The sequence below is a fragment of the Cellulomonas telluris genome (assembly GCF_004886325.1).
GTDB classification, from domain to species: Bacteria; Actinomycetota; Actinomycetes; order Actinomycetales; family Cellulomonadaceae; genus Cellulomonas; species Cellulomonas telluris.
In genome coordinates this window covers 29,315-52,269 of the sequence record NZ_QXFN01000002.1, presented here as the reverse complement: position 1 = coordinate 52,269, position 22,955 = coordinate 29,315, and the positions used below count along the sequence as shown (strand labels likewise).

Below are 22,955 nucleotides of genomic sequence, written 5' to 3'. Positions count from 1 at the left end.
CCTGGTGACCGTGCGCCAGGCGGAGGACGTGTTCACGCACCGCGCGTCGCGGGCGCACGAGCCCCTGCGCACGTTCCACCCGCGCCGCGCCGCGCTCGGCCGCGACCGCACGGACGCGCTCGACCGGCTGTTCCCCCGCTGGGGCTTCTCCGTCGACGACGAGCGGGCGGCGCCGCCGCGGACCGCCGACGGCCTGCTCGACACCGCCGCGCTGTTCGGGCGCACCGCGCCGCTCGTGCTCGAGATCGGCTCCGGCATGGGGGACGCCACGGCCGCGATGGCCGCCGCCGACCCGGACCGCGACTGGCTCGCCGTCGAGGCGCACCTGCCGGGCGTCGCCGCGCTGCTGGTCCTGGTGGAGCGGGAGGGGCTGACGAACGTGCGCGTCGCGCACGGCGACGCGCTGCGCCTGCTGCGCGCGTCCGTCGCCCCCGGCTCGCTCGACGCGGTGCACGCGTTCTTCCCCGACCCGTGGCCCAAGGCGCGGCACCACAAGCGCCGGCTGGTCCAGCCGGTGCACGTCGACCTGGTGCGCGACCGGCTCCGCGTCGGCGGCACGTTCCACGTCGCGACCGACTGGGCGGACTACGCCGCGCAGGCGGCGGAGGTCCTCGCCGCCGACCCGGCGCTCGAGGGCGGCGTGGTGCCGCGCCCGGCGCACCGCCCCGTCACGCGCTTCGAGCAGCGCGGCCTCGACCTCGGCCACGAGGTCACCGACCTCGTCGTGCGGCGCGTGCGATGAGGCTGCTCCTCGTGCCCGGGGTCTCGCCGGACCGCTGGGTGCGCGTGTGGGCGGAGCGGGTGCCCGACGAGCCGCTCGACGTCGTGCGCGCGGCACCCGCCGGCGCGGCCGCCGCGGTGCTCGCCGGGGAGGTGGACGCGGCGGTGCTGCGGCTGCCCCCGGACCCGGCCCCCGCCGGCGCGCCGCCCGACCTGCCGCCGCCCGGCCTGCCCTCGCCGGCGCCGAGCACGCGCGACGGGTGGGCGGTCGTGCCGCTGTGGGAGGACCGCGCGGTCGTCGTCGTGCCGCGTGAGCACCTCTTCACGGTCGTCGAGGCCGTCGACCTCGACGACCTGCGCGCGGAGCCGCTGCTCGTCCCGGGCGACGACGTGCTCGGGGCGGAGGCCGCCGTCGCCGCGGACGAGGTCACGGAGGTGCCGGACACGCCCACGGCGCTCGACCTCGTCGCGTCCGGCGCGGGCGTCGTCGTCCTCCCCCACGCGCTCGCGCGCGAGCACGGCGACAAGCGGTTCGCCGTCCGGGACGTGCCGGAGGTGCCGGGGTCGCGTGTCGCGCTCGTGTGGCACCGGGACGCCGAGCACCCGCTCGTGCAGGAGCTCGTCGGCATCGTGCGCGGCCGCACGGCGGGCAGCTCGCGCGGCGACGTCGCCGCACCGCCGGCGCCGCCCGCGCCGGCGGTCGCCGGCCGGGGCGCGTCCCCGCGGACGCCGCGCCCCGGCGCCCGCGACGCGCGTCCCGCCCGCGGCCGTGGACGTCGCGCGCGCTGACCGTCACCACGCACGGACGCGACCGGCACGCCCGACCGGGTGACGACGCCCCGTCGGCGGCCGTCGGCGGCCGCGGACCTCTCAGGACCGGGCGTCCGCAGCCGACCGGAGGGCACGGACCCGCACGCCGACCCAATGGAGGATCCCGTGCTGCGCCTCAAGGCCCTACCCATCCGTCTGCGGATGATCGCCCTCGTCGTGCTGACCGCGCTGGCGCTCGCGCTCCTGACCGTCGTGGCGGTGGCCGGCGTCGAGAGACGCATCACCGCCGAACGCACGACCGCGACCCAGCACGTCGTCGAGTCCGCCCTGGGGGTCGTGGAGCACTACGGCACCCTCGCGTCGCGCGGCGACCTCACCACCGAGCAGGCGCAGGCGCACGCGCTCGAGGCCCTCGGCGGCATGCGGTACGCGGGCGAGGAGTACTTCTGGGTCAACGACATGCACCCGACGATGCTCATGCACCCGTTCAAGCCCGAGCTGGACGGCCAGGACCTGACGGAGCACGAGGACCCCGACGGGCTGCGCCTGTTCGTGCGGATGGTCGAGGTGGTCGAGGCCGACGGCGCCGGCACGGTCCGCTACCAGTGGCCGAAGCCCGGGATGGAGGAGCCGCAGCCCAAGGTGTCGTACGTCGCCGGGTACGAGCCGTGGGGCTGGGTCGTCGGCTCCGGCATCTACGTGGACGACGTGCGCGCGGCGGCGGTCGCGGACACGGTGCCGATCGTGCTCGTCGCGCTCCCCGCGCTCGTGCTGCTCACCGTCCTCGGCCTGGCCGTGTCCCGGTCCATCACGCGTCCGCTGCGCCGCGCGACGGACGCGCTCGCGTCGGGCGACCTGCACGCGCGGCTCGACACGGGCAGCGGCCGCACCGAGCTCGACCGGCTGGCGGCCGCCCTCAACGCGACGCTCGACCGCACCGCGGCGGCGACGAGCGAGGTCAGCGCCTCCGCGGAGGCCGTCACCGGGGCCGTGAGCACCCTGCTGGGGTCGAGCGAGTCGCTCTCGGAGGACGTGCAGGACTCGGCCGCCCAGACGCGGCAGGTCGTGTCCAGCGCCCGGCAGGCCGCCGACCGCATCGACGCGGTCGCGGCGGGGGCGCACCAGATGGACGCGTCCATCGGGGAGATCTCGCGCAACGCGACCGAGGTGTCGGCCGTGGTGCGGGAGGCCGTGCAGGTGGCGGACCGGACCGCGCGGACGGTCGAGGAGCTGGGCGCGTCCTCGGCGCGCATCGGCTCGGTCGTGAAGGTGATCAGCGGCATCGCCGAGCAGACGAACCTGCTGGCGCTCAACGCGACGATCGAGGCCGCGCGGGCCGGCGAGTCGGGCCGCGGCTTCGCGGTCGTCGCCGGCGAGGTCAAGGAGCTGGCGCAGGAGACGGCGCGGGCCACGGGCGAGATCGCGGGCCAGGTCGAGGCGATCCAGGACGCCGTGGGGCGGGCGGTCGACGAGATCGCGCGCATCGGGGACGCCGTGCGCCGCGTCGAGGACCACCAGACGACCATCGCGGGCGCGGTCGAGGAGCAGTCCGTGACGACGGCGTCCATGGCGGCGGCCGTCGCCGAGGCGGCCACCGAGGGGCGCGACATCGAGCAGGGCGTCGGCGTCGTGGAGGAGGCCCAGCGCCGGTCGCTGGGCAGCATCGCCACGATCCGCGGCGCGGCCGACGAGCTGCGGACCACGGCCGACCGCCTGCACGAGTCGGTGCTGGCGCTGCGCGGCTGACGGGCACGGCTCCCGACGACGACGGGCCCCCGCCGACCGAGAGGTCGGCGGGGGCCCGTGCGTGTGCCGTCAGCGCGCGACGAGCGGCTGCGTGTGCCAGATGCGGTCGATGTAGTCCCACATCGAGCGGTCGGACGAGAAGAAGCCGGAGCGCGCGACGTTGAGGATCGCCGAGCGCGTCCACGCCTCCGGGTCCCGGTAGGCGGCGTCGACGCGGTCCTGCGCCTCGAGGTACGACGCGAAGTCCGCGAGGACGAGGAAGCGGTCCTCCGTCAGCAGGTTCGACACCACCGGCGCGAAGCACTGCGGGTCGCCGTCCGCGAACGCGCCCGACGCGATGAGGTCGATCGCGCGGCGCAGCGTCGGGTTCTCCTCGTAGTACCGCGACGGCTGGTACCCGGCCGCCTGGACCTCCTCCACCTGGGGCTCGGTGAGCCCGAAGAGGAAGAAGTTGTCGTCGCCCACGAGCCGGCGGATCTCGACGTTCGCGCCGTCGTCCGTACCGATCGTCAGGGCGCCGTTGAGCGCGAACTTCATGTTGCCGGTGCCGGACGCCTCCTTGCCGGCGAGCGAGATCTGCTCGGACAGGTCGGCGGCGGGGATGAGCTTCTCGGCGAGCGTCACGTTGTAGTTCGGCGGGAAGACGACCGTCAGCGCGCCCTGCACGCGCGGGTCCGCGTTGACGGTGGACCCGACGTGGTTGATGAGCCCGATGATCTGCTTCGCCATCGTGTAGCCCGGCGCGGCCTTGGCGCCGAACGCGAAGACGCGCGGCTGCATCGCCGCGGGGTCGAGCTCGCCGGTCGTGATCCGCTCGTAGAGGGACACGATGTGCAGCAGCTTGAGGGTCTGGCGCTTGTACTCGTGCAGGCGCTTGACCATGACGTCGAGCATCGCGTCGGTCCGCAGCTCGATGCCGTCGCGGCGGGCGAGCACGTCGGCCAGGCGCTCCTTGTTCGCGGCCTTGACCGCGCGGAACCGGGCCCGGAACTCGGGGTCGTCCGCGAGCGGCTCCATCTCGCGCAGGCGCTCGAGGTCCGTGAGCCAGCCGGGGCCGATGGCCTCGGTGACGAGGTCGGACAGCGCGGGGTTGGCGAGGCGGATGAAGCGGCGCGGCGTGACGCCGTTGGTCACGTTCGTGAACTTGTCGGGCCAGAGCTCGTTGAAGTCCGGCAGGACGTTGTCGCGCAGCAGCTGCGAGTGCAGCTCGGCGACGCCGTTGACCTTCGCGCCGGCGATGGTGGCGAGGTACGCCATGCGGACCGACCGCTGGGGGTGCTCGGCGATGATCGACATGCGGCGCAGGCGGGGCTCGTCGTTCGGGAACCGCTCGCGGACCTGCGCGAGGAACTCCTCGTTGATCCGGTAGATGATCTCGAGGTGGCGCGGCAGCAGCCGGCCGAGCAGGTCGACGGACCACACCTCGAGCGCCTCGGGCAGCAGCGTGTGGCACGTGTACGCGAAGCACTGCTGCGTGATGGCCCAGGCCTCGTCCCACGCGAGCTTCTTCTCGTCGACGAGGATGCGCATGAGCTCCGGCACGGCGATCACGGGGTGCGTGTCGTTGAGCTGGAACACGATGCGCTCGGGCAGCCGGCGCAGGTCGAACCCGTCGGGCAGGACGTTGTCGACGAAGTCCCGGATCGAGCAGGCGACGAAGAAGTACTGCTGCTGCAGGCGCAGCTCCTTGCCCTGCGGCGTCGAGTCCTCGGGGTACAGGACCTTGGAGATGTTCTCGGCGAACGTCTGCGCGCGCACCGCCTCGGCGTAGTCGCCGGAGTTGAAGATCTGCAGGTCGAACGCCTTGGTCGCGCGCGCGCTCCACAGGCGCAGCGTGTTGACCCGGCCGTTCTGGTAGCCGGGGACCATGTAGTTGTACGGCACGCCCAGCACGTCCCACGCCGGGTTCCAGCGCGTGCGCTCGACGCCGTCCTCGTCCGTGTACGTCTCGGTCGACCCGCCGAAGTGCACGGTGACCGCGTGCTCCGGGTGCGGGAACTCCCACGGCGCGCCGAGCTCGAGCCACGTGTCGGGCTGCTCCACCTGCCAGCCGTCGACGAACGTCTGGCGGAAGATGCCGTACTCGTAGCGGATGCCGTAGCCGATGCAGGGGACGCTCATCGTCGCGAGCGAGTCCACGAAGCACGCCGCGAGCCGGCCGAGGCCGCCGTTGCCGAGGCCGGGCTCGACCTCCTGCTCGCGCAGCGTGGCGAGGTCGATGCCGAGCGAGGCGAGACCCTCGTCGACGATCTCCGCCATGTCGGTCGAGATGAGCGCGTTGTCGAGCTGCCGCCCGAGCAGGTACTCCGCCGACAGGTACGCGACCGCCTTCGACTGCGCCTCGAACTGGCCGCGCACGGTCTCCATCCAGCGCGCCATGAGGTACTGGCGGACCGTCCGCGCGAGCGCGAGGTACTGGTCGTTGACGTTGGAGCGGGCGACGGTCACCCCCTGGCCGAAGTGGAGCTCGCGCAGGAACGCCTGCACGAACCCCTCCACGGAGTGCTGGGGGGCCGTCACGTGCACGGTGCCGTTGACACGGTTCTCAGTCACTTGCGCAACGCTAGACGGCGTGGGGCGGATGGGCCAGGCCGTCCGGCCTACGGAGCCCCCCGGGCCCGGTCGTGGACGAGACTCTCATCCGCGTCTCATCCGGCCCCGGCATCCTCGTGCCGGCCGGACCGCGGGCGCGGGCCGGGGACGAGGGAGGGACGGGGATGGGCCGACGCGGCGCGGGCGCGCTCGTCGGCGTCGTCGTGCTCCTGCTCGCGGCATGGCTCGTCTCGCGCGCCGCGGCCGCACCGCGCGGGGACGTCGGCCTCGGCGACGTGGTCGTCATGACCGCGACGCCCGTGCCCGGGACGCCCCCGGCGCCCGGCCCGGCACCGACCGACCCGGCACCGACCGGCCCCGCAGCGACCGGCCCCGCGGCGACGCAGCCCGCCGCGCCGCCCACGGACCAGGCCACGCCCGCACCGCCCGCCCCCGCCCCCACCGCGGTCGCCCCCGCTCCCCCGCAGCCGGCGCCCGCGGACGACGACGGGGACGACGACGGCGACGCGGACGACGACGGGGACGACGACGGCGACGACGCCGGGGACGGCGACAGCGACGACGGCGGCGACGATGACTGACGCGACCGAGCGGCGGCCGCCCGCCCTGGTGCCGCGGCGCGACCCGCAGGCCGTCCCGCCGCCCCCCGTCGACGACACCCCCGCCGCACCCGTCGAGCCCCGGCCGCCCGCCGAGCCCGAGCGTCGCGTCGTCACCGTGCGCGTGCGGGTGCTCGCCGCGGTCCTCGCCGCCACGGTCGCGGCCCTCGCGGTGTCGGGCTGGGTCGCGGCGCTGCTCGCCGGCGCGCGGGTCGACACGCGCATCGACGACGACCTGCGCCGCGGGGCGGAGCAGGTGCGCCTGCTCGCGGCCGACGGCGTCGACCCCCAGACCGGCGGCCCGTTCGCGTCCGCCCACGAGCTCGTCCTCACGGCGATGTCGCGCACGGTGCCCGCACGCACCGAGGGCATGCTCGCGCTCGAGGACGGCGCCGTGACGGTCGTCGCCGCGGACTCCGTCGCGCTGCGCCCCGAGGAGGACCCCGAGCTCGTCGCGCGGCTGGCCGACCCCGCGCTGCGCACGGGTGCGCGCCTGGTCAGCGTCCGGACCGCGGTCACCGACTGGCGGGCCGCCGTGATCCCCGTCCGCACCGCCGACGTGCCCGACGCGGCCGGCGACGGCACGACCGTGCTCGTCCTGGCCTACGACCGCACCGCCGAGCGGGACGCGTTCGTCGGCATCTTCCGCACCTACGCCGCGGTCGCCACCGTCGCGGCCGCGCTCGTCGCGGTCGTCGGCTGGGTCGTGGCCGGGCGGCTGCTGCGGCCCGTGCGGCTGCTGGGCCGCACGGCGCGCAGCATCACGGACACCGACCTGTCGGCCCGCCTGCCCGTCCGCGGCAACGACGACGTGGCGGAGCTGACCCGCGCCTTCAACGCGATGCTCGACCGCATCCAGACCGCCGTCGGCGCGCAGCGGGCGCTGCTGGACGACGTCGGCCACGAGCTGCGCACCCCGCTCACGGTCGTGCGGGGGCACGTCGAGCTCATGGACACCGCGGACCCGGCGGACGCGGCGGAGACGCGCGAGCTCGTGCTCGACGAGCTCGACCGGATGGGCCGGCTCATGGACGACCTGCTCACGCTCGCCACCGTCGGCAGCCCCGACTTCGTGCGGTTCGCGCCGCACGACGTCGGCGCGCTGACGGACACCGTCACCGGCAACGTCCGTCCGCTCGGCCCGCGCCGCTGGGGCGTGGAGGCGCGCGCCGAGGGCACCGCGCTGGTCGACGCGCAGCGCCTGACGCAGGCGTGGCTGCAGCTCGCGGCGAACGCGGTGAAGTTCTCCGACGAGGGCTCGACGGTCCTGCTCGGGTCCCGCGTCGTCGGCGACCGGCTCGAGCTGTGGGTGACCGACGAGGGCGTCGGCATCGCTCCTGAGGACCTGGACCGCGTGTTCGAGCGGTTCGCCCGCGCCGACGAGGACGACGAACGACCCGGCGCCGGCCTCGGCCTCGCCATCGTCGCGGCCATCGCGCACGCCCACGGCGGCGACGTCGACGTCGTCTCCGCACCCGGCCGCGGCTCGACCTTCACGGTCCGGGTACCGCTGGCCGGCCCGCCCCCCGAGCCCGCCCCCGTCCCCGCACCCACCGCAGGAGGCGCGTCGTGACCCAGATCCTCGTGGCCGAGGACGAGACCCGCATCGCCCGCTTCGTCGCGAAGGGCCTCAAGGCCGCCGGGTACGGCAGCACCACCGTCGCGACCGCACGCGAGGCACTCGACCTCGCGGCGAGCGGCGAGTTCGACCTGCTCGTGCTCGACCTCGGCCTCAAGGGCGGCGACGGCCTCGCCGTGCTGCGCCGCCTGCGCGAGCACGGCAGCCGCATGCCGGTGATCATCCTCACCGCGCGGTCGACGGTCCGGGACGTCGTGGCGGGGCTCGACGAGGGCGCCGACGACTACATGGCCAAGCCGTTCACGTTCGAGGAGCTGCTCGCGCGCATCCGCGTGCGGCTGCGCACCGACCCCGCCGACGAGCCGACGGTGCTGCGCGCCGGCGACCTGTCGCTCGACCTGAAGACGCGTCGGGCCGGCGTCGGCGACCGCGAGGTGGACCTGTCCGCCCGCGAGTTCGGCCTGCTCGAGGCGTTCCTGCGCCACCCCGGACAGGTGCTCAGCCGCGAGCAGCTGCTGTCCCAGGTGTGGGGCTACGACTTCGACCCGTCGTCCAACGTCGTCGACGTGTACGTGCGCTACCTGCGCGGCAAGGTCGGCGCCGCCCGCGTCGAGACCGTCCGCGGCATGGGCTACCGGCTGCCCGCGCGCTGAGCGGGCGCGGTCACCACCGCCGCGGCGGCTCCACCGCGCCCGCGAGGCCGACGTGCGCGCCGGAGGGCTCGTCGAGCTCGGGCACCCCGCTCTGCGCGCCGGTCGCCTGCGCGCGGCCGAGCTCGTCGAGCTGCTGCGTCCGTGGACGAGCCGCCAGGCTGCGCAGCCACGCGCGCGTGACCACCCACACCGCCACCACGAGGTAGAGCCCCAGCTGGAAGAACCACCAGGCGCCGGACTTGTGCAGCAGCTCGTCGTCCGACCGCGCGGCCACGACGAGGTTCGCGGCCAGCGGGAGGGCCAGCAGGACCGCCAGCGCGCTCGTGGCGCGCGCGCGCCAGCGCAGCCGCAGGTACGCGGCGCGGTCGACGGGCAGTGGTCGCGGCACGGTCCCCCTCCTCCGGGTCCTGCTGCGCTCGTCGGTCGTCCCCGGCCGGCACATGAGTCGGCCACCCGATCGGCCCACCGCCCGCGCGCCCCGCGCACCGCAATGCCCGTGACACCGGCCGCCCGGCGCCGCGAGGGTGGGTCCGACACCCGCGACCCCGATGAGTTGGCGCGCGGCGACGGTCTGCACCACCGACAGCCCTCGTACCCCGCGGAGGACCCGCCATGTCTGCCCCCACCTCGCCCGAGCCGGACCCGTCGACGCAGGGCTCCCCCGGGCCCGACGCCGCGCCGAGCGGCCCGCACGACCCGGACGTCGCACTCGCCGACGCCCCGCTGACGGAAGCCGAGCGGCCGCGGTGGCGCCGCGACGTCAGCGTGTTCCTCGCCGGTCAGACGTCGTCGCTGTTCGGCTCGATGCTCGTGCAGTACGCGATCATGTGGCACCTCACGCTCGAGACGCGGTCCGGCGCCGTCATGGCGCTGTACGCCGTCTTCGGGTTCCTGCCGCAGGCCGTCGTCTCGGTGTTCGGCGGCGTCTGGGCCGACCGGCACGACCGCAAGAAGCTCATCATCGGCGCCGACGCGACCATCGCCGCGAGCACCCTCGTGCTGGCCCTGCTCATGCTGTCGGGCTACGACGAGCTGTGGCTGCTCTACCTCGTCGCGGCCATCCGGTCCGCGGGCGCGGGCATCCAGACGCCGGCCGTGTCGTCGCTGCTGCCGCAGGTGGTGCCGACCGAGAAGCTCATGCGCGTCAACGGCATCAACCAGACGATCCAGTCCGCCATGATGCTCGTCGCCCCGGCCGTGGCCGCCGGGCTGTACGCGTCCGCGTCGATCGAGACGATCTTCTTCGTCGACGTCGTGACCGCGCTGATCGGCATCGCCCTGCTCGCCCTCGTGCCCGTCCAGCGGCTGGTGCGCACCGACCAGGTCGCGGGCGTCCGGGGCTACGTCGCGGACCTCGTCGGCGGCGTCCGGTACGTCGCGACGCACGCCTTCGTGCGGTGGGTCCTGCTGCTGTGGGGCGTCGTGTTCGTGCTCATCGTCGCGCCGTCGTTCCTCACCCCGCTCATGGTCGTGCGCACGTTCGGCGACGAGGTGTGGAAGCTGACCGTGAACGAGCTCGCGTTCAGCGTCGGCATGATGCTCGGCGGCATCGTCGTGGCCGCCTGGGGCGGGCTGCGTAACCGCATCGCGATGGTCGTCGGCGTGACCGTGCTGTTCGCGCTGTTCAACATCGGCCTCGGCGTCTCGACGAACCTCTGGGTGTTCTTCGCCTTCATGTTCCTCATCGGCCTCGGCGTCCCGTTCTTCTCGACGCCGACCATGACCGTGCTGCAGGAGAAGGTCGAGCCCGAGCGGCAGGGCCGGGTGTTCGGCTTCGTCGGCATCGTCATGGCCGTCGCGATGCCGCTCGGCATGTCGGTGTTCGGGCCGCTCGCCGACCGCTACAGCGTCGAGTCGCTGCTCGTCGCGGCGGGCGTGGCGCTGCTGCTGGTCGTGGCCGTGGCCGTCGGGCTGCCGTCCGGACGGCGGGCGATGGCGGAGGCCGACGCGGACGCCGGGACGCCCGCCGACCAGGACGCCCGGGTCTGACGCCGGGCACGCGCGCCGCCCGCGGGGGGTCGGGCGGCGCGCGTGCGGTCCGGGTCGGTCAGCCGGCGGAGGGCGCCGACGGCGCGCTGGCCGGGCTCGGCGGCGTGTGCGGGCTGACGGGGCTGGCCGGGCTGGCCGGGCTCGCGGGGCTGGCCGCGCTCGCGGGGCTGTCCGGCGTGGGCGGCGTCTGCGGCGACGGTGCGCTGACCGCCGTCACCGTGGTGACCTGGCTGCCCGGCACGACGTTGGTCGGGTCGGCGGGCGGTGCGACGGCCGGGGCCGGCGGCGCCGGCTCCGGGGCGGCGGGCGCAGGCGTGCTCGGCGAGGGCGCCACGGGTGCCGGGGACGGCGTCGCGGCCGAGCCGGCCACCGCCGCACCCGTCGGAGCACCCGACGGCGTGATCGTCACACCGGGCAGCGACGTGTCGTCGCCCCCGGAGGCCGCGGCGGCGGACGCGACGGCCACGCCGCCGATCCCGATGGCGCCGGACACGAGCCAGACGGCGGTCTTCCTGTTCACGATGCTCTCCTCTCGGTGGTGCCGGTGGCCGGCACCGGGACGCCCCGGACGGGGCGGGGGACGAGGTCCCGCGCGAGCAGCGCCCACGCACGGACCAGGTGCTCCGCCGGCCGGCTCGCGGCCAGCGAGAGCAGGACGGCGGCGGCGCGCGCCCGCAGGCCGTCCGGGTCGACAACCCGGTCGGCCTCGCGCAGCAGCGCGTCGCGCCAGCCGGGCACCGCGCGGTACCCGGGGTCGAGGGTCGGCAGGACGGTCGTGTGCGCGAGCAGGCACGCGAGGTCGTCCACCAGCAGGCCGGGCCCGACGGTGTCGACGTCGACGAGGCCCGCGCCCGTCGCGTCGTCCCACCACAGGTTGGCGGGGTGCAGGTCGCCGTGGGTGACGGTCGCCGGGCCGGGGTCGCTGCCGGCCACCACCGCGTGCACCCGCGCGGCCGTCCAGCGGACGACCTCCGCGAGGTCCGGCGCGTCGTCGACGAGGGCGGCGACGTACGCGTCGAGCCGCGCGCTCCAGGGCGGGCGCGGCGGCAGCGCGTCGGCCGGGACGGTGCCGAGGCGGCCGAGGAGCTCGAGCACGACGCCGGGGTCCGGGGCGTCGGCGGCCAGGAGGCGGTCGGCGAGCGGACGTCCGGCGGCCGGGCCGAGCACGACGAGCCCCGGCGCGTGCGCGACCGTGGCCGGCACCGGCACGTCCGCCGCGCGCAGCAGGCGCAGGCGCTCGACCAGGCCCGCGGACCGGTCGGCCCGCACCACCTTCGCCCAGCGGTCCCCGGCGTCCGTGCGCGCGGCGAGCACCGCGCGCCGCAGCGGCCGGTACGCGACCGTGCGCAGCGACGTGACGCGTGTCGCGTCACCCGCGGCGGCGAGCGTGCCCGCGAGCAGCTCCGGCGTGCTCGCGGTGCGCAGCGCCGGCAGCGCCGGGTCGTCCGGGTGGGCCCACACCGCGAGCGGTTCGTCGCCGACCCGCACGTGCGCCACCCCGGGGCCGGCGACGTCGGCCGTCGTGACGACGAGGTGGTGGTGCACCGGGGGCGCCGCCGGCGCGGCGACCGCACGGGTCGTCACGGCGTAGCCCACGCTCGTCTCGGCACCGGGACGGGCGTGCACCGTGTCGCGCTGCCACCGCTCCACGCGCAGGCCCGCGGGCTCGAGCACCGCGGCCAGCACGTCGCCGGCGGCGGGGCCGAGGAGCACACGGTCGGTCGTCGTCATGGCAGCCATCCGACCGGGCGCGCGTGGGGCCCTCGTGACAGGCGGATGAGAGGGTTGTCATGTGCGCGCGCGGACGGAGCGGGGAGCCTCGCCCCGCCCCGTGCACCTGCGGCCGGGAGCCGTGGCGCTCGTCGCGGCGGGCGGGGCCCTGGGCACGCTGGCCCGGTCCGGCGTCACCGCGGCGGTCGGCGCCGGGACCGCCTGGCCCCTCGCGACCACGGTCGAGAACCTCACCGGGGCCGCGGCGCTCGGCCTGCTGCTCGGCGTGCTGGGGCGTCGGACCGAGACCCCGCGCGTGCGGGCCGCGCGGCTCGCGCTCGGCACCGGCGTGCTGGGCGGCTACACGACGTACAGCGCGCTCGCGGTGGAGGTGCAGCGGCTCGCCGCGGGCGGTGAGCCGCTGCTCGGCGTCGCGTACGGCGTCGTGAGCGTCGTGGCGGGCGTGCTCGCGGCACTGGCTGGGGTGGTGGTCGGCGGCGGGCGCACCGGGGGGCGGTCCCCGCGCGACCGGGACGCCGCGGACGCCCCGGAGGCCGCACCGTGACGGTCCTGCTCCTCGCGCTGGCCGGCGGCCTCGGCGCCGCCGCCCGGTTCGTCGTCGACGGGCTGGTGCGTGCGCGCACCGGGGACGCCTTCCCCTGGGGGACGGTGCTGGTCAACGTGACCGGGTCGCTGCTGCTCGGCCTGCTCGTCGGCGCCCACGCCGCCGGGGTGCTCGGGCCGGACGCGCTCCTGGTGGCGGGCACGGGGTTCTGCGGCGGCTTCACCACGTTCTCGACGGCCGCGGTCGACACGGTCCGGCTCGCGCAGGACGGCCGGCTCCGGGTCGCGGCCGCGCACGCGGCCGGGATGCTCGTGGTCTGCGTGGCCGCGGCGGCCGTCGGCGTCGCGCTCGCCTCCGCCCTCCTCGGCTGAGCCCGGTGCCTGCCCCGAGGGACGAGGAGCGCGCTCAGCCGCGGCCGGCGTCGTCCACCGGCGTCGCGCCGGTCGCCTCCGCGGTGGCCCGGTCGACCAGGTAGACGCGGCCGCTCGCGTCGCGCACGCGGACGAACTCGTCGCGCAGCGCGCTGTCACGGCGGCGCTCCTCCTCCGTCGCGCTGCGGCCCGCGCGGCGCGGGTGCGCGACCGACGCGGGCCCGAGCAGGTAGCGCGCGAGCCAGTCGGTCATGTCGAAGCGTCGTCCCCGCGCCATGCCGCCCCCTCCCGAATCGTGAGTGCCCTCATCATATGCGCACGAACGAGGGCGCTAGGATCGGGTCGTGACGAGCACCCCCACCACGGACCCCCTGGCCGTCGAGGCCCAGGTCTGCCTGACGCTGTCGGCCGCCGCCCGCTCGCTCGTCGCGTTCTACCGGCCGCTGCTCGAGCCGCTCGGGCTGACGCACCCGCAGTACCTCGCGATGCTCGCGCTCTGGCAGCACGGCCCGCTGTCCCTGCGGGCCCTCGCCGACCTGCTGCACCTCGAGCCGGCCACGACCTCCCCCATCGTCAAGCGGCTCGCGGCGATGGGCCTCGTCGTGCGCTCGCGCGCGGCGGGTGACGAGCGCACGCTTGCGATCGAGCTCACCGACGCCGGCCGGGCGCTGCGCGACCGCGCCGAGCACATCCCGGCGACGATGGTCGAGCGGCTGGGCGTGACGCCGGCACAGGTGGACGAGATCCGCCGCGCCGCCCAGCTCGTGGTGGACGCCGTCGGAGGGGTGCAGGACTGACCCCGCCCGACGCCGCACCGGCATCCGTCAGCGCGAGGTCTGCCGGTAGCGCGCGATCGCGAGCGGTGCGAACACCACGAGGATCAGCGCGACGCAGATCAGCGTGTAGAGGGCCGGGTTCTGCATGGACCACGCGTCGGACGCCGCCGCCGCCGGGTTCGTGTTGCCGAACAGCTCGCGGCACGCCTGCGTCAGCGTCGACACCGGGTTCCACTCCACGAACACGCGCAGCGCCGACGGGAACGACTCCAGCGGCACGAACGCGTTCGAGACGAACGTCAGCGGCATGATGACGATGAACGACGCGTTGTTGATGACCTCCACGCTGGGCACGAGCACACCCACCAGCGCCATGATCCAGCTGACCGCGTAGGCGAACACGAGCAGCAGCGCGAACGCGGCCGCCGCGTCCAGCAGGGACCCGCGCACGCGCCACCCGACGACCAGCCCGGTCAGCGCCATGATCGCGAGCGACAGCACGTTGTAGACGACGTCCGACAGCGTGCGACCCGCCAGCACGGCCGACTGCGACATCGGCAGCGAGCGGAACCGGTCGATGATCCCCTTCTGCATGTCCTCAGCGATGCCGGCACCGGTGAAGGTCGCCCCGAACACGACCGTCTGGGCGAAGATCCCGGGGATGAGGAACTCCCGGTAGGACACGCCCTCCCCCGGGTCGATCGCCCCGCCGAACACGTACGCGAACAGCAGGACGAACATGATCGGCGAGATGAGGACCGCGACGAGGATCTCGGGGACGCGCACGATCTTGATCAGGTTGCGCTTGGCGACGACCTGCGTGTCCGCGACGGTGCGGGTCAGGGTGCTCATCGGGTCACCTCCGGGGTGACGTCGGGACGGGCGGGGACGGCGTCGCGCTCCTGCGCGTGACGGCCGCGGCCGTCGCGGGAGGCGGTGCCGCCCGCGGGCTCGGCCTCCTCCTCCGCGGTGCGGCCGGTCAGCGTGAGGAACACGTCGTCGAGCGTGGGCCGGCGCAGGCCGACGTCGAGCACGGCGACGCCGTCCGCCTCCAGCCGGTCGAGCACGACGCGCAGCGAGCGCGCCCCCTCCCGCACCGCGACGGACAGGGACCGCTCGGTGCTGCCGTGGTGGACCTCGTCGCCGGCGGCGACGGCGGCCAGGGCGGCGCGCGCGGCCGGCCGGTCGGCGGCGTCGGCGATGACGAGCTCGATGCGCTCGCCGCCGACCTGCGCCTTGAGCTGGTCGGCCGTGCCCTGCGCGATGGCGCGGCCGTGGTCGATGACGACGATGTCGTCCGCGAGGCGGTCGGCCTCCTCCAGGTACTGCGTCGTCAGCAGCAGCGTCGTGCCCGCGCGGACGAGCCCCTGGATCACCTCCCACATCTGCAGGCGGCTGCGCGGGTCGAGCCCGGTCGTCGGCTCGTCGAGCACCACGACGGGCGGCTCCGCGACCAGCGCGCACGCGAGGTCGAGGCGGCGGTGCATGCCGCCCGAGTACGTCTTGGCGGGGCGGTCCCCGGCGTCGGCGAGGTCGAACCCCGCGAGCAGCTCGCGCGCCCGGTCGACCGCCCGGCGGCGCCGGAAGCCGTAGAGCCGGCCGATCATCTCGAGGTTCTCCGCGCCCGTGAGGTTCTCGTCGACCGCGGCCGACTGCCCGGACAGGCCGATGCGCCGGCGCACCTCCTCGGGGGCGTGCAGGACGTCCGCCCCCGCGACGCTCGCCGAGCCGCCGTCGGGGCGCAGCAGGGTCGTCAGGATGCGGACGGCCGTCGTCTTGCCCGCCCCGTTCGGGCCGAGCAGCGCCAGCACCGTGCCCTGCGGCACCTCCAGGTCGAGCCCCCGCAGGGCCTCGACCTGCCCGTACCGCTTCACCAGCCCGCGGGCCGTGATCGTCGCCGTCGTCATGCGTGCCCTCCGTGCCTCGTCGCCCGTCCCCGCGCCCGGACCCCGCCCGCGCGCCACGGCGGTACGGACCCGCGCCGTCGCCGCGACTCGTCGGGTCGGCGAGCGCGGCGCCCTGGTTCGTCCCGGTCCGTCCCATGCTGCACCCGCCCACCGACACCCGGACCGACCGGCCCGGGGAGACGTCAGGCCGACGCGCGGAGCACGTCCTCCAGCTCGCCCTGCTCCAGGGCGACCGGGTTCGCGCGCGTGCTCGACGCCGCGAGCGCCGCACGCGCCGCCTCCGGCACGTCGGCCCCGGCGAGGCCCAGCGCGGTCAGACCCCGCAGGCCGAGCGCCGCGGCCGCGTCGCGGAGCCACGCCACGGCGTCCTCGGGCCGCGCCGACGCCCGGCCGGTGAGCACCGCCGCCGCCTCGGCGTAGCGGCGCAGCCCGGCACCGTCGGGGTCGGTGCGGCGCAGGGCGCGCACGTTGGCCTCCGTGGTGGCGGCCAGCACGGCCGCGCAGACCTCGCCGTGCGGCGCGCCCAGCCGCCCGCCGAGTGCCGCCGCGAGCCCGTGCACCGCCCCGAGCCCGGCGTTGGCCAGCGCCATGCCGGACAGCAGCGCCGCGACGCTCATGTCCGTGCGGGCGTCGAGGTCGTCGCCGTGCGAGTGCGCCCGCACGAGGCTCCGCGCGGCCCGGCGCAGGCCCTCGCGCGCGAGCGGGTCGGTCAGCGGCGTCGCGCGCGGCGTCGTGAACGCCTCGAGGCACTGGGTCAGCGCGTCGGCGCCGGAGGAGGCGGTGACGTCCGGTGGGCAGCCCAGCGTCAGGACGGGGTCGACGACCGCGACGGCCGGCTGCAGCGTGCGCCCGCGCAGGCTCGCCTTGACGCCGTGCTCCCGGACGCGGACGGGTGCGTTGGCGGTGACCTCGGCGCCCGTCCCCGCCGTGGTGGGCACCGCGACGACGGGCGGCGCGTCCGCGGGCAGGGGGCGCCCGGCGCCGACGACCTCGAGGTGGTCGAGCACGTCGCCGTCGCCCCGGCACAGCGCCGCGACGGCCTTCGCGGTGTCGACGACGGACCCGCCGCCCCAGCCCACCACGACGTCGGGCCGCACCTCGCGGGCACGGGCCACGCCGGCGCGCACGTCCTCGACCGTCGGCTCGCCGCGGTGCCGCCAGACGGTCACCTCGTCGCCGCCCGCGAGCGCGTCCACGTCCGCGTGCCCGCCGGCCACGACCAGCACGCGCCGCCCGAGCCCGGCGACCAGGTCGGCGACACCCTCCGACGCCCCCGCGCCGGCCACGACCCGTCCCGCCGTCGCGAACGTCCACATGCTCCCGACCCTAGGCCCGCCGGCGGTGCGGGACCCGGGACGACGAGGGCCGGGACGACGGAGCCCGGGACGACAGGGTCCGGGACGACGACGGGCCGGTGGGATCACCCACCGGCCCGCCGCGACCGCCCCGACAGACGCCTCACGGCGCGTGGCCGCTCGTAGCGGCTGATGTTGGAGCCCGGGGTCATGAACCGGGGCGGCACCCGTCTCAACCGGGTGCGCCGGGGAGGTGTTCCGCCGCCGTGCGGTGACGACGGTCACGACGGGTCAGGCGGCCGCCGTCCAGCCCGCCGAGCGCAGGTGCCAGGCCTCGCCGTCGTGCACGAGCTCGGTCACGCCGCCGTTGGGCAGGTGCCCGCCGCGGACCATCGTGAGCGGGACCTCCGGCACGGCCGTGACGACGAGGACCTTGAGCAGGTACCCGTGCGAGACGGCCAGCGCGGTGCGGCCGTCCGCCAGCACGTCGCCCAGCACGCGGCGGGCGCGTTCCTGCGCCGACGCCCACGTCTCCCCGCCCGGGGCGGCGACCAGGTCGTGCTGGGGCGTGAACCAGGCCGCGAACGGGCCCGCGAGGTCGCCGGTGCGCAGGTCGTCCTTCGTGCGGCCCTCGAAGTCGCCGAAGTCGACCTCGCGCAGGTCGTCGCGCACCTCGACGGGCAGGGCCGCGGCGTCGGTGCCGGCCACCAGCAGGTCGACCGTCTCCCGGGCGCGGCGGAGCGGGCTCACCAGGACGCGCGCGACGCCCGCGCCGCGCAGCCGCTCCCGCACCGGTGCGAGCGCGCCGGCCGCCGACGCGTGCAGCGGCAGGTCGGTGCGGCTCGTGTACCGGGACTCGAGGTTCCAGGCGGTGGGGCCGTGGCGGACGACCAGCAGCCGGACCGGACCGCGCCCACCCCCCGCGGCGGGCTGCGTCACGGGGCCGGCACGGCGGCGGGCGCGGCCGGTGCGAGGTCCACCGCCGGCCGACGCGGCGCGACGCCGTCGAGCGACCGGACCGCCGCGAGCACGTCCTCGACCGTGACGGCCAGCAGCGCCGGGTCGGGGTCGGCGGCGAAGGTCTCGCCGCGGCGGACGGAGGCGTCGGTGAGCACGACGTGCGGGCCGGGGGGCGGGCCCCACTCCTCCGGCGGTGCGGGGCCGAACAGCACGACGGACGGGATCCCGTACGCCGACGCCAGGTGCGCCGCGCCGGTGTCCGCGGAGACGACGAGCGACGCCGCGGCGACGAGCGCCGCGAACTCCGTCAGCCCCAGCTCGCCCGCGACGACCGCCGCCTCCGGCAGCCCCGCGCCCGCCGCGACCTCGAGCGCACGCGCCCGCTCGGCGGCGCTGCCGGTCAGCAGCACCGCGCGCCCCTCGTCGGCGAGCGCCCGCGCGACCCGCGCGAACCGGTCCACGGGCCACTGCCGGGACCCGTAGAAGGCCCCGACGTGCACGACGGCGGCGCCCCGCGCGACGGGCTCGACCGGGGGCACGAGCAGCCCGACGTCGTCCGGGTCGGCGGGGATGGCGTGGTCGGCGAGCAGCCGCGTCCACCGCTCCCGCTCGAGGATGCCGTGCACCCACGGCGTGCCGCCCTCCCAGCCGTCGACGTGGTGGACGATCTCGCGCCGGGCCCCCAGCCGCGCGATCAGCCCGCGGCTCTCGGGACCGCTGCCGTGCAGGTTGACCGCGACGTCGACGCGTCCCGGCTCGACCGGCAGCGGGTCGTCGAGACCGCGCGTGGGCAGCAGCACGTCGACGCCCCCGACGAGCGCGACCACGGGCTCGAGCCACTCGGGCACGGCGAGGACGAGCTCGTGCTCCGGGTGGGCGCGCCGCAGCGCGCGGACGGCCGGGACGGCGACGAGCAGGTCGCCGAGCTTGAGCGCGCGCAGCGCGAGCAGCTCGGGCGCGTCGGGGCGGGGGCCGAAGCGGCGGACGAGGCTCACGCGACCGCCTCGTGCGCGGCGGTGCCCAGCAGCTCGCGGACGTCCTCGAGCACGGGGGCGACCTCGACGCCGGCGACGAACGACGGGTCGTGCTCGCACCGCGGCGCGGTCCAGCCGACCTGCGTGCAGTCGATGCCGCACTCGGGGCAGTGCGACGTCCAGGACATCTGCATGCGGTCCTGCGAGCGCCCCAGCGGGCCGGCGTTGACCGCGTTGCCGAACCAGAAGATGCCGACCGTCGGCGCGCCGACCGCGCGGGCGAGGTGGCGCGGGCCGGAGTCGTTGGCGACGACGACGTCCGCGAGGCTCAGCAGCCCCGCGAGCTCGCCCAGGTCGAGACGGTCCGCGAGCGACGCGACGCGTCCGCGCGCCGCGGGCGGGAGCCCGGCCTGCGCCCGCGCGACGACCACGCCGGCGTTCTCCACGTCCGTCGCGTCCCCGACGACGAGCACCTGTGCGCCGTCGGCCGCGACGGCGGCGGCGACGTCCCCGAAGCGCTCGGCGGGCCAGCGCCGGCGCGGGTCGGTGGCACCGGGGTGGACGACGACGAGCCGGTCACCGCCGCCGACGTGCCGCCGGGCCCGGTCGCGCTCCTCGTCGGTCACGGCCAGGCGGGGCTCGAGCACGACCGCCGGGGCGCCGGTCAGGCCGACGACCTCCAGGGCCCGCAGCATCTCGTGCTGGTAGTACACGTACGGCAGCGACCGCTCGAGCGGGACGGCGTCCGGGGTGCGGGTGCCGACGGTGTGCCGGGCGCCGAGCCGCAGCAGGAACGGGTTGGAGTTGCGCCCGCCCCCGTGCACCTGGACGGCGAGGTCGAACCGGCGGTCCCGCATGCGCCGCACGAAGTCCTCGGTCGCGGCGGGGTCCTCCTCCTGGCCACGCGCCTCCCGCACGCCGGGGGCGACGGGCAGCACCTCGACGTCGTGCACCGGCCCGGGCCGCCCGGTGAGCAGCGCGGCGTGCATCGGGCTGCCGAGCAGCGTGATCTCGGCGTCCGGGTACGCGTGCGCGAGGGCCTCGACCGCCGGCATCGCGAAGAGCAGGTCGCCCAGGCCGCCGCCGCGCAGCACCGCGATGCGCCGCACGTCGGCGAACCGCTCGCCGAGGGGGCCGACGGCGGGCAGCGGGGCGGACGGGCTCGGCAGGACCACGGGCGGGGCTCCTTCGGTCGGTCGGGGACGAGGGCCTGCGACGCTGCGAGGTCCGCTGCCTTCCTAGTGCCCGGGCCGGGGTGCGGCAATCGGAGGAGCGCTCGACGAGCAGGTGCCCGGTTCGCGTGCTTCTCTGGCACCACCGTCGACCCCACCGGGAGGGCCTGCATGTCCGTCGTGACCGCTGACCTGCTGACGCGCCTGCGCGGTGCCGCGCCCGAGGTCACCGTCGTCGGCGACCTCGTGCTCGACGGGTGGTGGACCGGCACGGTCGACCGCGTCACGCGGGAGGCCCCGGCGCCCGTCGTCGACGTCGCCGAGCGGTGCTACGTGCCGGGCGGTGCCGCGAACACGGCCGCGAACCTCGCGGCGCTCGGCGCGCGGGTGCGGCTCGTCGGACTCGTCGGCGACGACGCGGATGGGCGCCGGCTGCTCGACCTGCTCGCCGACGCAGGTGTCGACACCGGCGGCGTCGTGGTCAGCGGGCGGGTGCGCACGACGGCGAAGAACCGCATCCTCGCGGCCGACCAGGTGCTCGTCCGGGTGGACGAGCAGCAGTCCGAGCCGTACCCCGCCCCGGTCCTCGAGGACGTCGCGGCGGCGGTGCGGCGAGCGACGCCCGGACCGGGTGACGGGCGGGCGCTCGTCGTCTGCGACTACGGCGTCGGCATGCTCGAGGGCCCGGTCCGCGACGCCGTCCTGTCCCCCGCGGCACGTCCGGCCCTCACGGTCGTCGACGCGCACGACCTGCGGCGCTGGGCGGACCTGCGGCCCGACCTCGTGACGCCCAACGCCGCCGAGGTCGCGGCCCTCCTCGACGTGCCGCACCTGGCCGCCCGCGGCGGCGACCGGGCGGCAGCCGTGCTCGCGCAGCGCGACGCGGTCCTCGCCGCGTCCGGCGCGGCGGCGGCGGTCGTCACCCTCGACGCCGCCGGCACCGTGCTCGTCGCACCCGGCGAGGAGCCGCACCGCACGGTCGCCGAGCCCGCGACGGAGAAGCAGGCGTCGGGCGCGGGTGACACGTTCGTCGCCGCGCTCACGGTCGCCCGTGCCGCGGGCCTGCCGCTGCCGGTGTGCCAGGAGGTCGCGCAGGCGGCCGCGGACGTCGTCGTGCAGCAGTTCGGCACGTCGGTGTGCGGGGTCGCGGACCTCGTCGAGCGCCTCGCCGCCCGCACCGGCCGCCCGCGGTCGGGGCCCGTCCTGCCGCCCGACGAGCTGCTCGCGCGCCTCGACGCCGACCGCCGCGCCGGGCGCCGCATCGTGTTCACCAACGGCTGCTTCGACGTGCTGCACCGCGGGCACACCACCTACCTGGAGCAGGCCAAGCAGCTCGGGGACGTGCTCGTCGTGGCGCTCAACGACGACGACAGCGTCCGCCGGCTCAAGGGCCCCGAGCGGCCGATCAACGGCGCCGAGGACCGTGCGGCCGTCATCGGCGCGCTGGCGTGCGTCGACTACGTGACGGTCTTCGGCACCGACACCCCCATCCCGCTCATCGAGCGGATCCGCCCCGACGTCTACGCCAAGGGCGGGGACTACACGCCCGAGATGCTCGCCGAGGCGGAGGCCGTGCGCGCGTACGGCGGCGAGCTGGCGATGCTCGACTACGTCGCGCACCACTCGACGACCGCGATGGTCGAGCGCATCCGCTGGGAGGCGCCGCAGCCGGCCGAGCGCGGCGCGGGCGCGTCGTGACGCGCCGCTGGTCCGGGGACTGGGCGCGGCCGCTGCCGGCCGAGCCGCCCGCCCCGGCGGTCGACGTGCTCGTCCCCACGTCCGGGCGCGCCAGCGTGCTCGCCGTCACGCTCGCCGGGCTCGCGGCGCAGGACGGTCCCGACTTCCGGGTCGTCGTCAGCGACCAGTCCCCCGGCGAGCCCGGCACGGACGACCCCGCGGTGCAGGCGATGGTCCGGGTGCTGCGCGCGCAGGGCCGCCCGGTGGAGGTGCTGCGTCACCTGCCGCGGCGCGGCCTCGCGGAGCACCGGCAGTTCCTGCTCGACCAGGCGCGGGCGGACGCCGTGCTGTTCCTCGACGACGACGTCTGGCTCGAGCCGGGGATGCTCGCGCGGCTGCACGACGCCCTGACCACGCTCGGCTGCGGGTTCGTCGGTGCGGCCGTGCAGGGCCTGAGCTACCTCGACGACGACCGCCCGCACGAGCGCAGCCCGTTCGAGCCGTGGCGCGACGGCGTGCGCCCCGAGCGGGTGCGCCGCGGCGAGCCGGGCTTCGACCGGTGGACGCTGCACAACGCGGCGAACCTCGTGCACCTCGCCGCCGAGGTCGGCGTGCCCGAGGGCGGCTGGCTGCCCTACAAGGTCGCGTGGGTGGGGGCGTGCGTGCTGTACCGGCGCACGGCGCTGCTCGACGTGGGCGGGTTCGGGTTCTGGGACCGGCTGCCCGCCGACCACGCGGGCGAGGACGTCGCCGTCCAGTGGCGCGTCATGGAGCGGTTCGGCGGCGCGGGGCTGCTGCCGAGCGGTGCCGTGCACCTGGAGGCGCCGACGACGGTCGAGCAGCGGGACGTCGACGCGTTCGACGTCGTGCTGGACGCGGACGCACCGAACGACCGGGCGCGCGCCGACCGCTGACGGTCGCGGCCGGCGCGCGCGGGC

23 protein-coding genes are annotated in these 22,955 nt (G+C 76.5%); 12 read left to right on the top strand and 11 right to left on the bottom strand.

Going from position 1 to position 22,955, the window contains the following annotated elements; genetic code table 11:
* Positions 1-10: 10 nt before the first annotated feature.
* The 3 genes from trmB to FB586_RS05580 all read left to right on the top strand — a co-directional run bounded on the left by trmB (position 11) and on the right by FB586_RS05580 (position 3,237).
* Positions 11-742 carry a tRNA (guanosine(46)-N7)-methyltransferase TrmB gene (gene trmB, locus FB586_RS05590; RefSeq protein ID WP_136518366.1) on the top strand — a complete coding sequence of 244 codons (732 nt, stop codon included), beginning with the start codon at positions 11-13 and terminating at the stop codon, positions 740-742.
* Positions 739-1,509, top strand: coding sequence for a LysR family transcriptional regulator substrate-binding protein (locus tag FB586_RS05585; protein ID WP_136518365.1), 771 nt, complete (start codon positions 739-741; stop codon positions 1,507-1,509). The genes trmB and FB586_RS05585 overlap by 4 nt, the downstream gene beginning before the upstream one ends.
* 147 nt (positions 1,510-1,656) lie before the next feature.
* On the top strand, positions 1,657-3,237 hold the full coding sequence (locus FB586_RS05580) for a methyl-accepting chemotaxis protein (protein ID WP_136518364.1): 1,581 nt from the start codon (positions 1,657-1,659) through the stop codon (positions 3,235-3,237).
* A gap of 69 nt (positions 3,238-3,306) precedes the next feature.
* Here FB586_RS05580 and FB586_RS05575 read toward each other — a convergent pair whose 3' ends face one another.
* Complete coding sequence (locus FB586_RS05575; RefSeq protein WP_136518363.1) at positions 3,307-5,790, bottom strand: glycogen/starch/alpha-glucan phosphorylase; 2,484 nt, start codon at positions 5,788-5,790, stop codon at positions 3,307-3,309.
* A 164-nt stretch (positions 5,791-5,954) separates the two neighbouring features.
* Between FB586_RS05575 and FB586_RS05570 the strand changes: the two genes are divergently transcribed.
* Genes FB586_RS05570 through FB586_RS05560 form a run of 3 tightly spaced genes read left to right on the top strand, consistent with a single transcriptional unit; the run spans position 5,955 to position 8,621 of the window.
* Positions 5,955-6,371 carry a hypothetical protein gene (locus FB586_RS05570; RefSeq protein WP_136518362.1) on the top strand — a complete coding sequence of 139 codons (417 nt, stop codon included), beginning with the start codon at positions 5,955-5,957 and terminating at the stop codon, positions 6,369-6,371.
* Entirely contained in the window at positions 6,364-7,962 is a 1,599-nt protein-coding gene (locus FB586_RS05565) for a sensor histidine kinase (RefSeq protein ID WP_136518361.1), read from the top strand. Before FB586_RS05570 ends, FB586_RS05565 begins: the two co-directional genes overlap by 8 nt.
* Entirely contained in the window at positions 7,959-8,621 is a 663-nt protein-coding gene (locus tag FB586_RS05560; RefSeq protein WP_136518360.1) for a response regulator transcription factor, read from the top strand. Before FB586_RS05565 ends, FB586_RS05560 begins: the two co-directional genes overlap by 4 nt.
* A gap of 10 nt (positions 8,622-8,631) precedes the next feature.
* Here the strand turns inward: FB586_RS05560 and FB586_RS05555 are convergent, their stop codons facing one another.
* A complete protein-coding gene (locus tag FB586_RS05555) occupies positions 8,632-9,009 on the bottom strand; it encodes a hypothetical protein (RefSeq protein WP_136518359.1) in 378 nt (125 codons plus the stop codon).
* 224 nt (positions 9,010-9,233) lie between these two features.
* Here FB586_RS05555 and FB586_RS05550 point away from each other — a divergent pair, with 224 nt between their 5' ends.
* Positions 9,234-10,610, top strand: a complete 1,377-nt coding sequence (locus tag FB586_RS05550) for an MFS transporter (RefSeq protein WP_136518358.1) — start codon at positions 9,234-9,236, stop codon at positions 10,608-10,610.
* 58 nt (positions 10,611-10,668) lie between these two features.
* On the opposite strand, the gene FB586_RS19325 is transcribed toward FB586_RS05550, so the two are convergent.
* Positions 10,669-11,130 (bottom strand): hypothetical protein, encoded by a 462-nt coding sequence (locus tag FB586_RS19325; RefSeq protein ID WP_168800467.1) that lies wholly within the window; start codon positions 11,128-11,130, stop codon positions 10,669-10,671.
* On the bottom strand, positions 11,127-12,341 hold the full coding sequence (locus FB586_RS05540; RefSeq protein WP_168800466.1) for an aminoglycoside phosphotransferase/kinase family protein: 1,215 nt from the start codon (positions 12,339-12,341) through the stop codon (positions 11,127-11,129). The genes FB586_RS19325 and FB586_RS05540 overlap by 4 nt, the downstream gene beginning before the upstream one ends.
* 61 nt (positions 12,342-12,402) lie before the next feature.
* Between FB586_RS05540 and FB586_RS05535 the strand changes: the two genes are divergently transcribed.
* Positions 12,403-12,885, top strand: a complete 483-nt coding sequence (locus tag FB586_RS05535; RefSeq protein ID WP_246036540.1) for a FluC/FEX family fluoride channel — start codon at positions 12,403-12,405, stop codon at positions 12,883-12,885.
* Positions 12,882-13,256 carry a fluoride efflux transporter CrcB gene (gene crcB, locus FB586_RS05530; RefSeq protein WP_136518356.1) on the top strand — a complete coding sequence of 125 codons (375 nt, stop codon included), beginning with the start codon at positions 12,882-12,884 and terminating at the stop codon, positions 13,254-13,256. Before FB586_RS05535 ends, crcB begins: the two co-directional genes overlap by 4 nt.
* Positions 13,257-13,290: 34 nt before the next feature.
* Here crcB and FB586_RS05525 read toward each other — a convergent pair whose 3' ends face one another.
* On the bottom strand, positions 13,291-13,533 hold the full coding sequence (locus FB586_RS05525; protein WP_136518355.1) for a hypothetical protein: 243 nt from the start codon (positions 13,531-13,533) through the stop codon (positions 13,291-13,293).
* A 67-nt stretch (positions 13,534-13,600) separates the two neighbouring features.
* Here FB586_RS05525 and FB586_RS05520 point away from each other — a divergent pair, with 67 nt between their 5' ends.
* On the top strand, positions 13,601-14,053 hold the full coding sequence (locus FB586_RS05520; RefSeq protein ID WP_136518354.1) for a MarR family winged helix-turn-helix transcriptional regulator: 453 nt from the start codon (positions 13,601-13,603) through the stop codon (positions 14,051-14,053).
* A 27-nt stretch (positions 14,054-14,080) separates the two neighbouring features.
* Here FB586_RS05520 and FB586_RS05515 read toward each other — a convergent pair whose 3' ends face one another.
* The 6 genes from FB586_RS05515 to FB586_RS05490 form a co-directional block, all read right to left on the bottom strand.
* Positions 14,081-14,884, bottom strand: a complete 804-nt coding sequence (locus FB586_RS05515) for an ABC transporter permease (protein WP_136518353.1) — start codon at positions 14,882-14,884, stop codon at positions 14,081-14,083.
* Positions 14,881-15,939: an ATP-binding cassette domain-containing protein gene (locus FB586_RS05510; RefSeq protein ID WP_136518352.1), complete on the bottom strand. Its 1,059-nt coding sequence runs from the start codon at positions 15,937-15,939 to the stop codon at positions 14,881-14,883. The genes FB586_RS05515 and FB586_RS05510 overlap by 4 nt, the downstream gene beginning before the upstream one ends.
* Before the next feature lie 182 nt (positions 15,940-16,121).
* Entirely contained in the window at positions 16,122-17,255 is a 1,134-nt protein-coding gene (locus FB586_RS05505; protein ID WP_136518351.1) for an iron-containing alcohol dehydrogenase, read from the bottom strand.
* A gap of 270 nt (positions 17,256-17,525) precedes the next feature.
* The gene (locus FB586_RS05500) at positions 17,526-18,173 is read right to left on the bottom strand and encodes a histidine phosphatase family protein (RefSeq protein WP_136518350.1); all 648 of its coding nucleotides are present in this window, start codon (positions 18,171-18,173) and stop codon (positions 17,526-17,528) included.
* Entirely contained in the window at positions 18,170-19,189 is a 1,020-nt protein-coding gene (locus FB586_RS05495) for a glycosyltransferase family 9 protein (RefSeq protein ID WP_222928300.1), read from the bottom strand. Before FB586_RS05495 ends, FB586_RS05500 begins: the two co-directional genes overlap by 4 nt.
* Complete coding sequence (locus FB586_RS05490; RefSeq protein ID WP_246036538.1) at positions 19,186-20,343, bottom strand: glycosyltransferase family 9 protein; 1,158 nt, start codon at positions 20,341-20,343, stop codon at positions 19,186-19,188. The genes FB586_RS05495 and FB586_RS05490 overlap by 4 nt, the downstream gene beginning before the upstream one ends.
* A gap of 168 nt (positions 20,344-20,511) precedes the next feature.
* Between FB586_RS05490 and rfaE2 the strand changes: the two genes are divergently transcribed.
* Positions 20,512-22,038: a D-glycero-beta-D-manno-heptose 1-phosphate adenylyltransferase gene (gene rfaE2 / locus FB586_RS05485; protein WP_136518349.1), complete on the top strand. Its 1,527-nt coding sequence runs from the start codon at positions 20,512-20,514 to the stop codon at positions 22,036-22,038.
* Complete coding sequence (locus FB586_RS05480; protein WP_136518348.1) at positions 22,035-22,931, top strand: glycosyltransferase; 897 nt, start codon at positions 22,035-22,037, stop codon at positions 22,929-22,931. Before rfaE2 ends, FB586_RS05480 begins: the two co-directional genes overlap by 4 nt.
* The last annotated feature ends 24 nt before the right edge of the window (positions 22,932-22,955 follow it).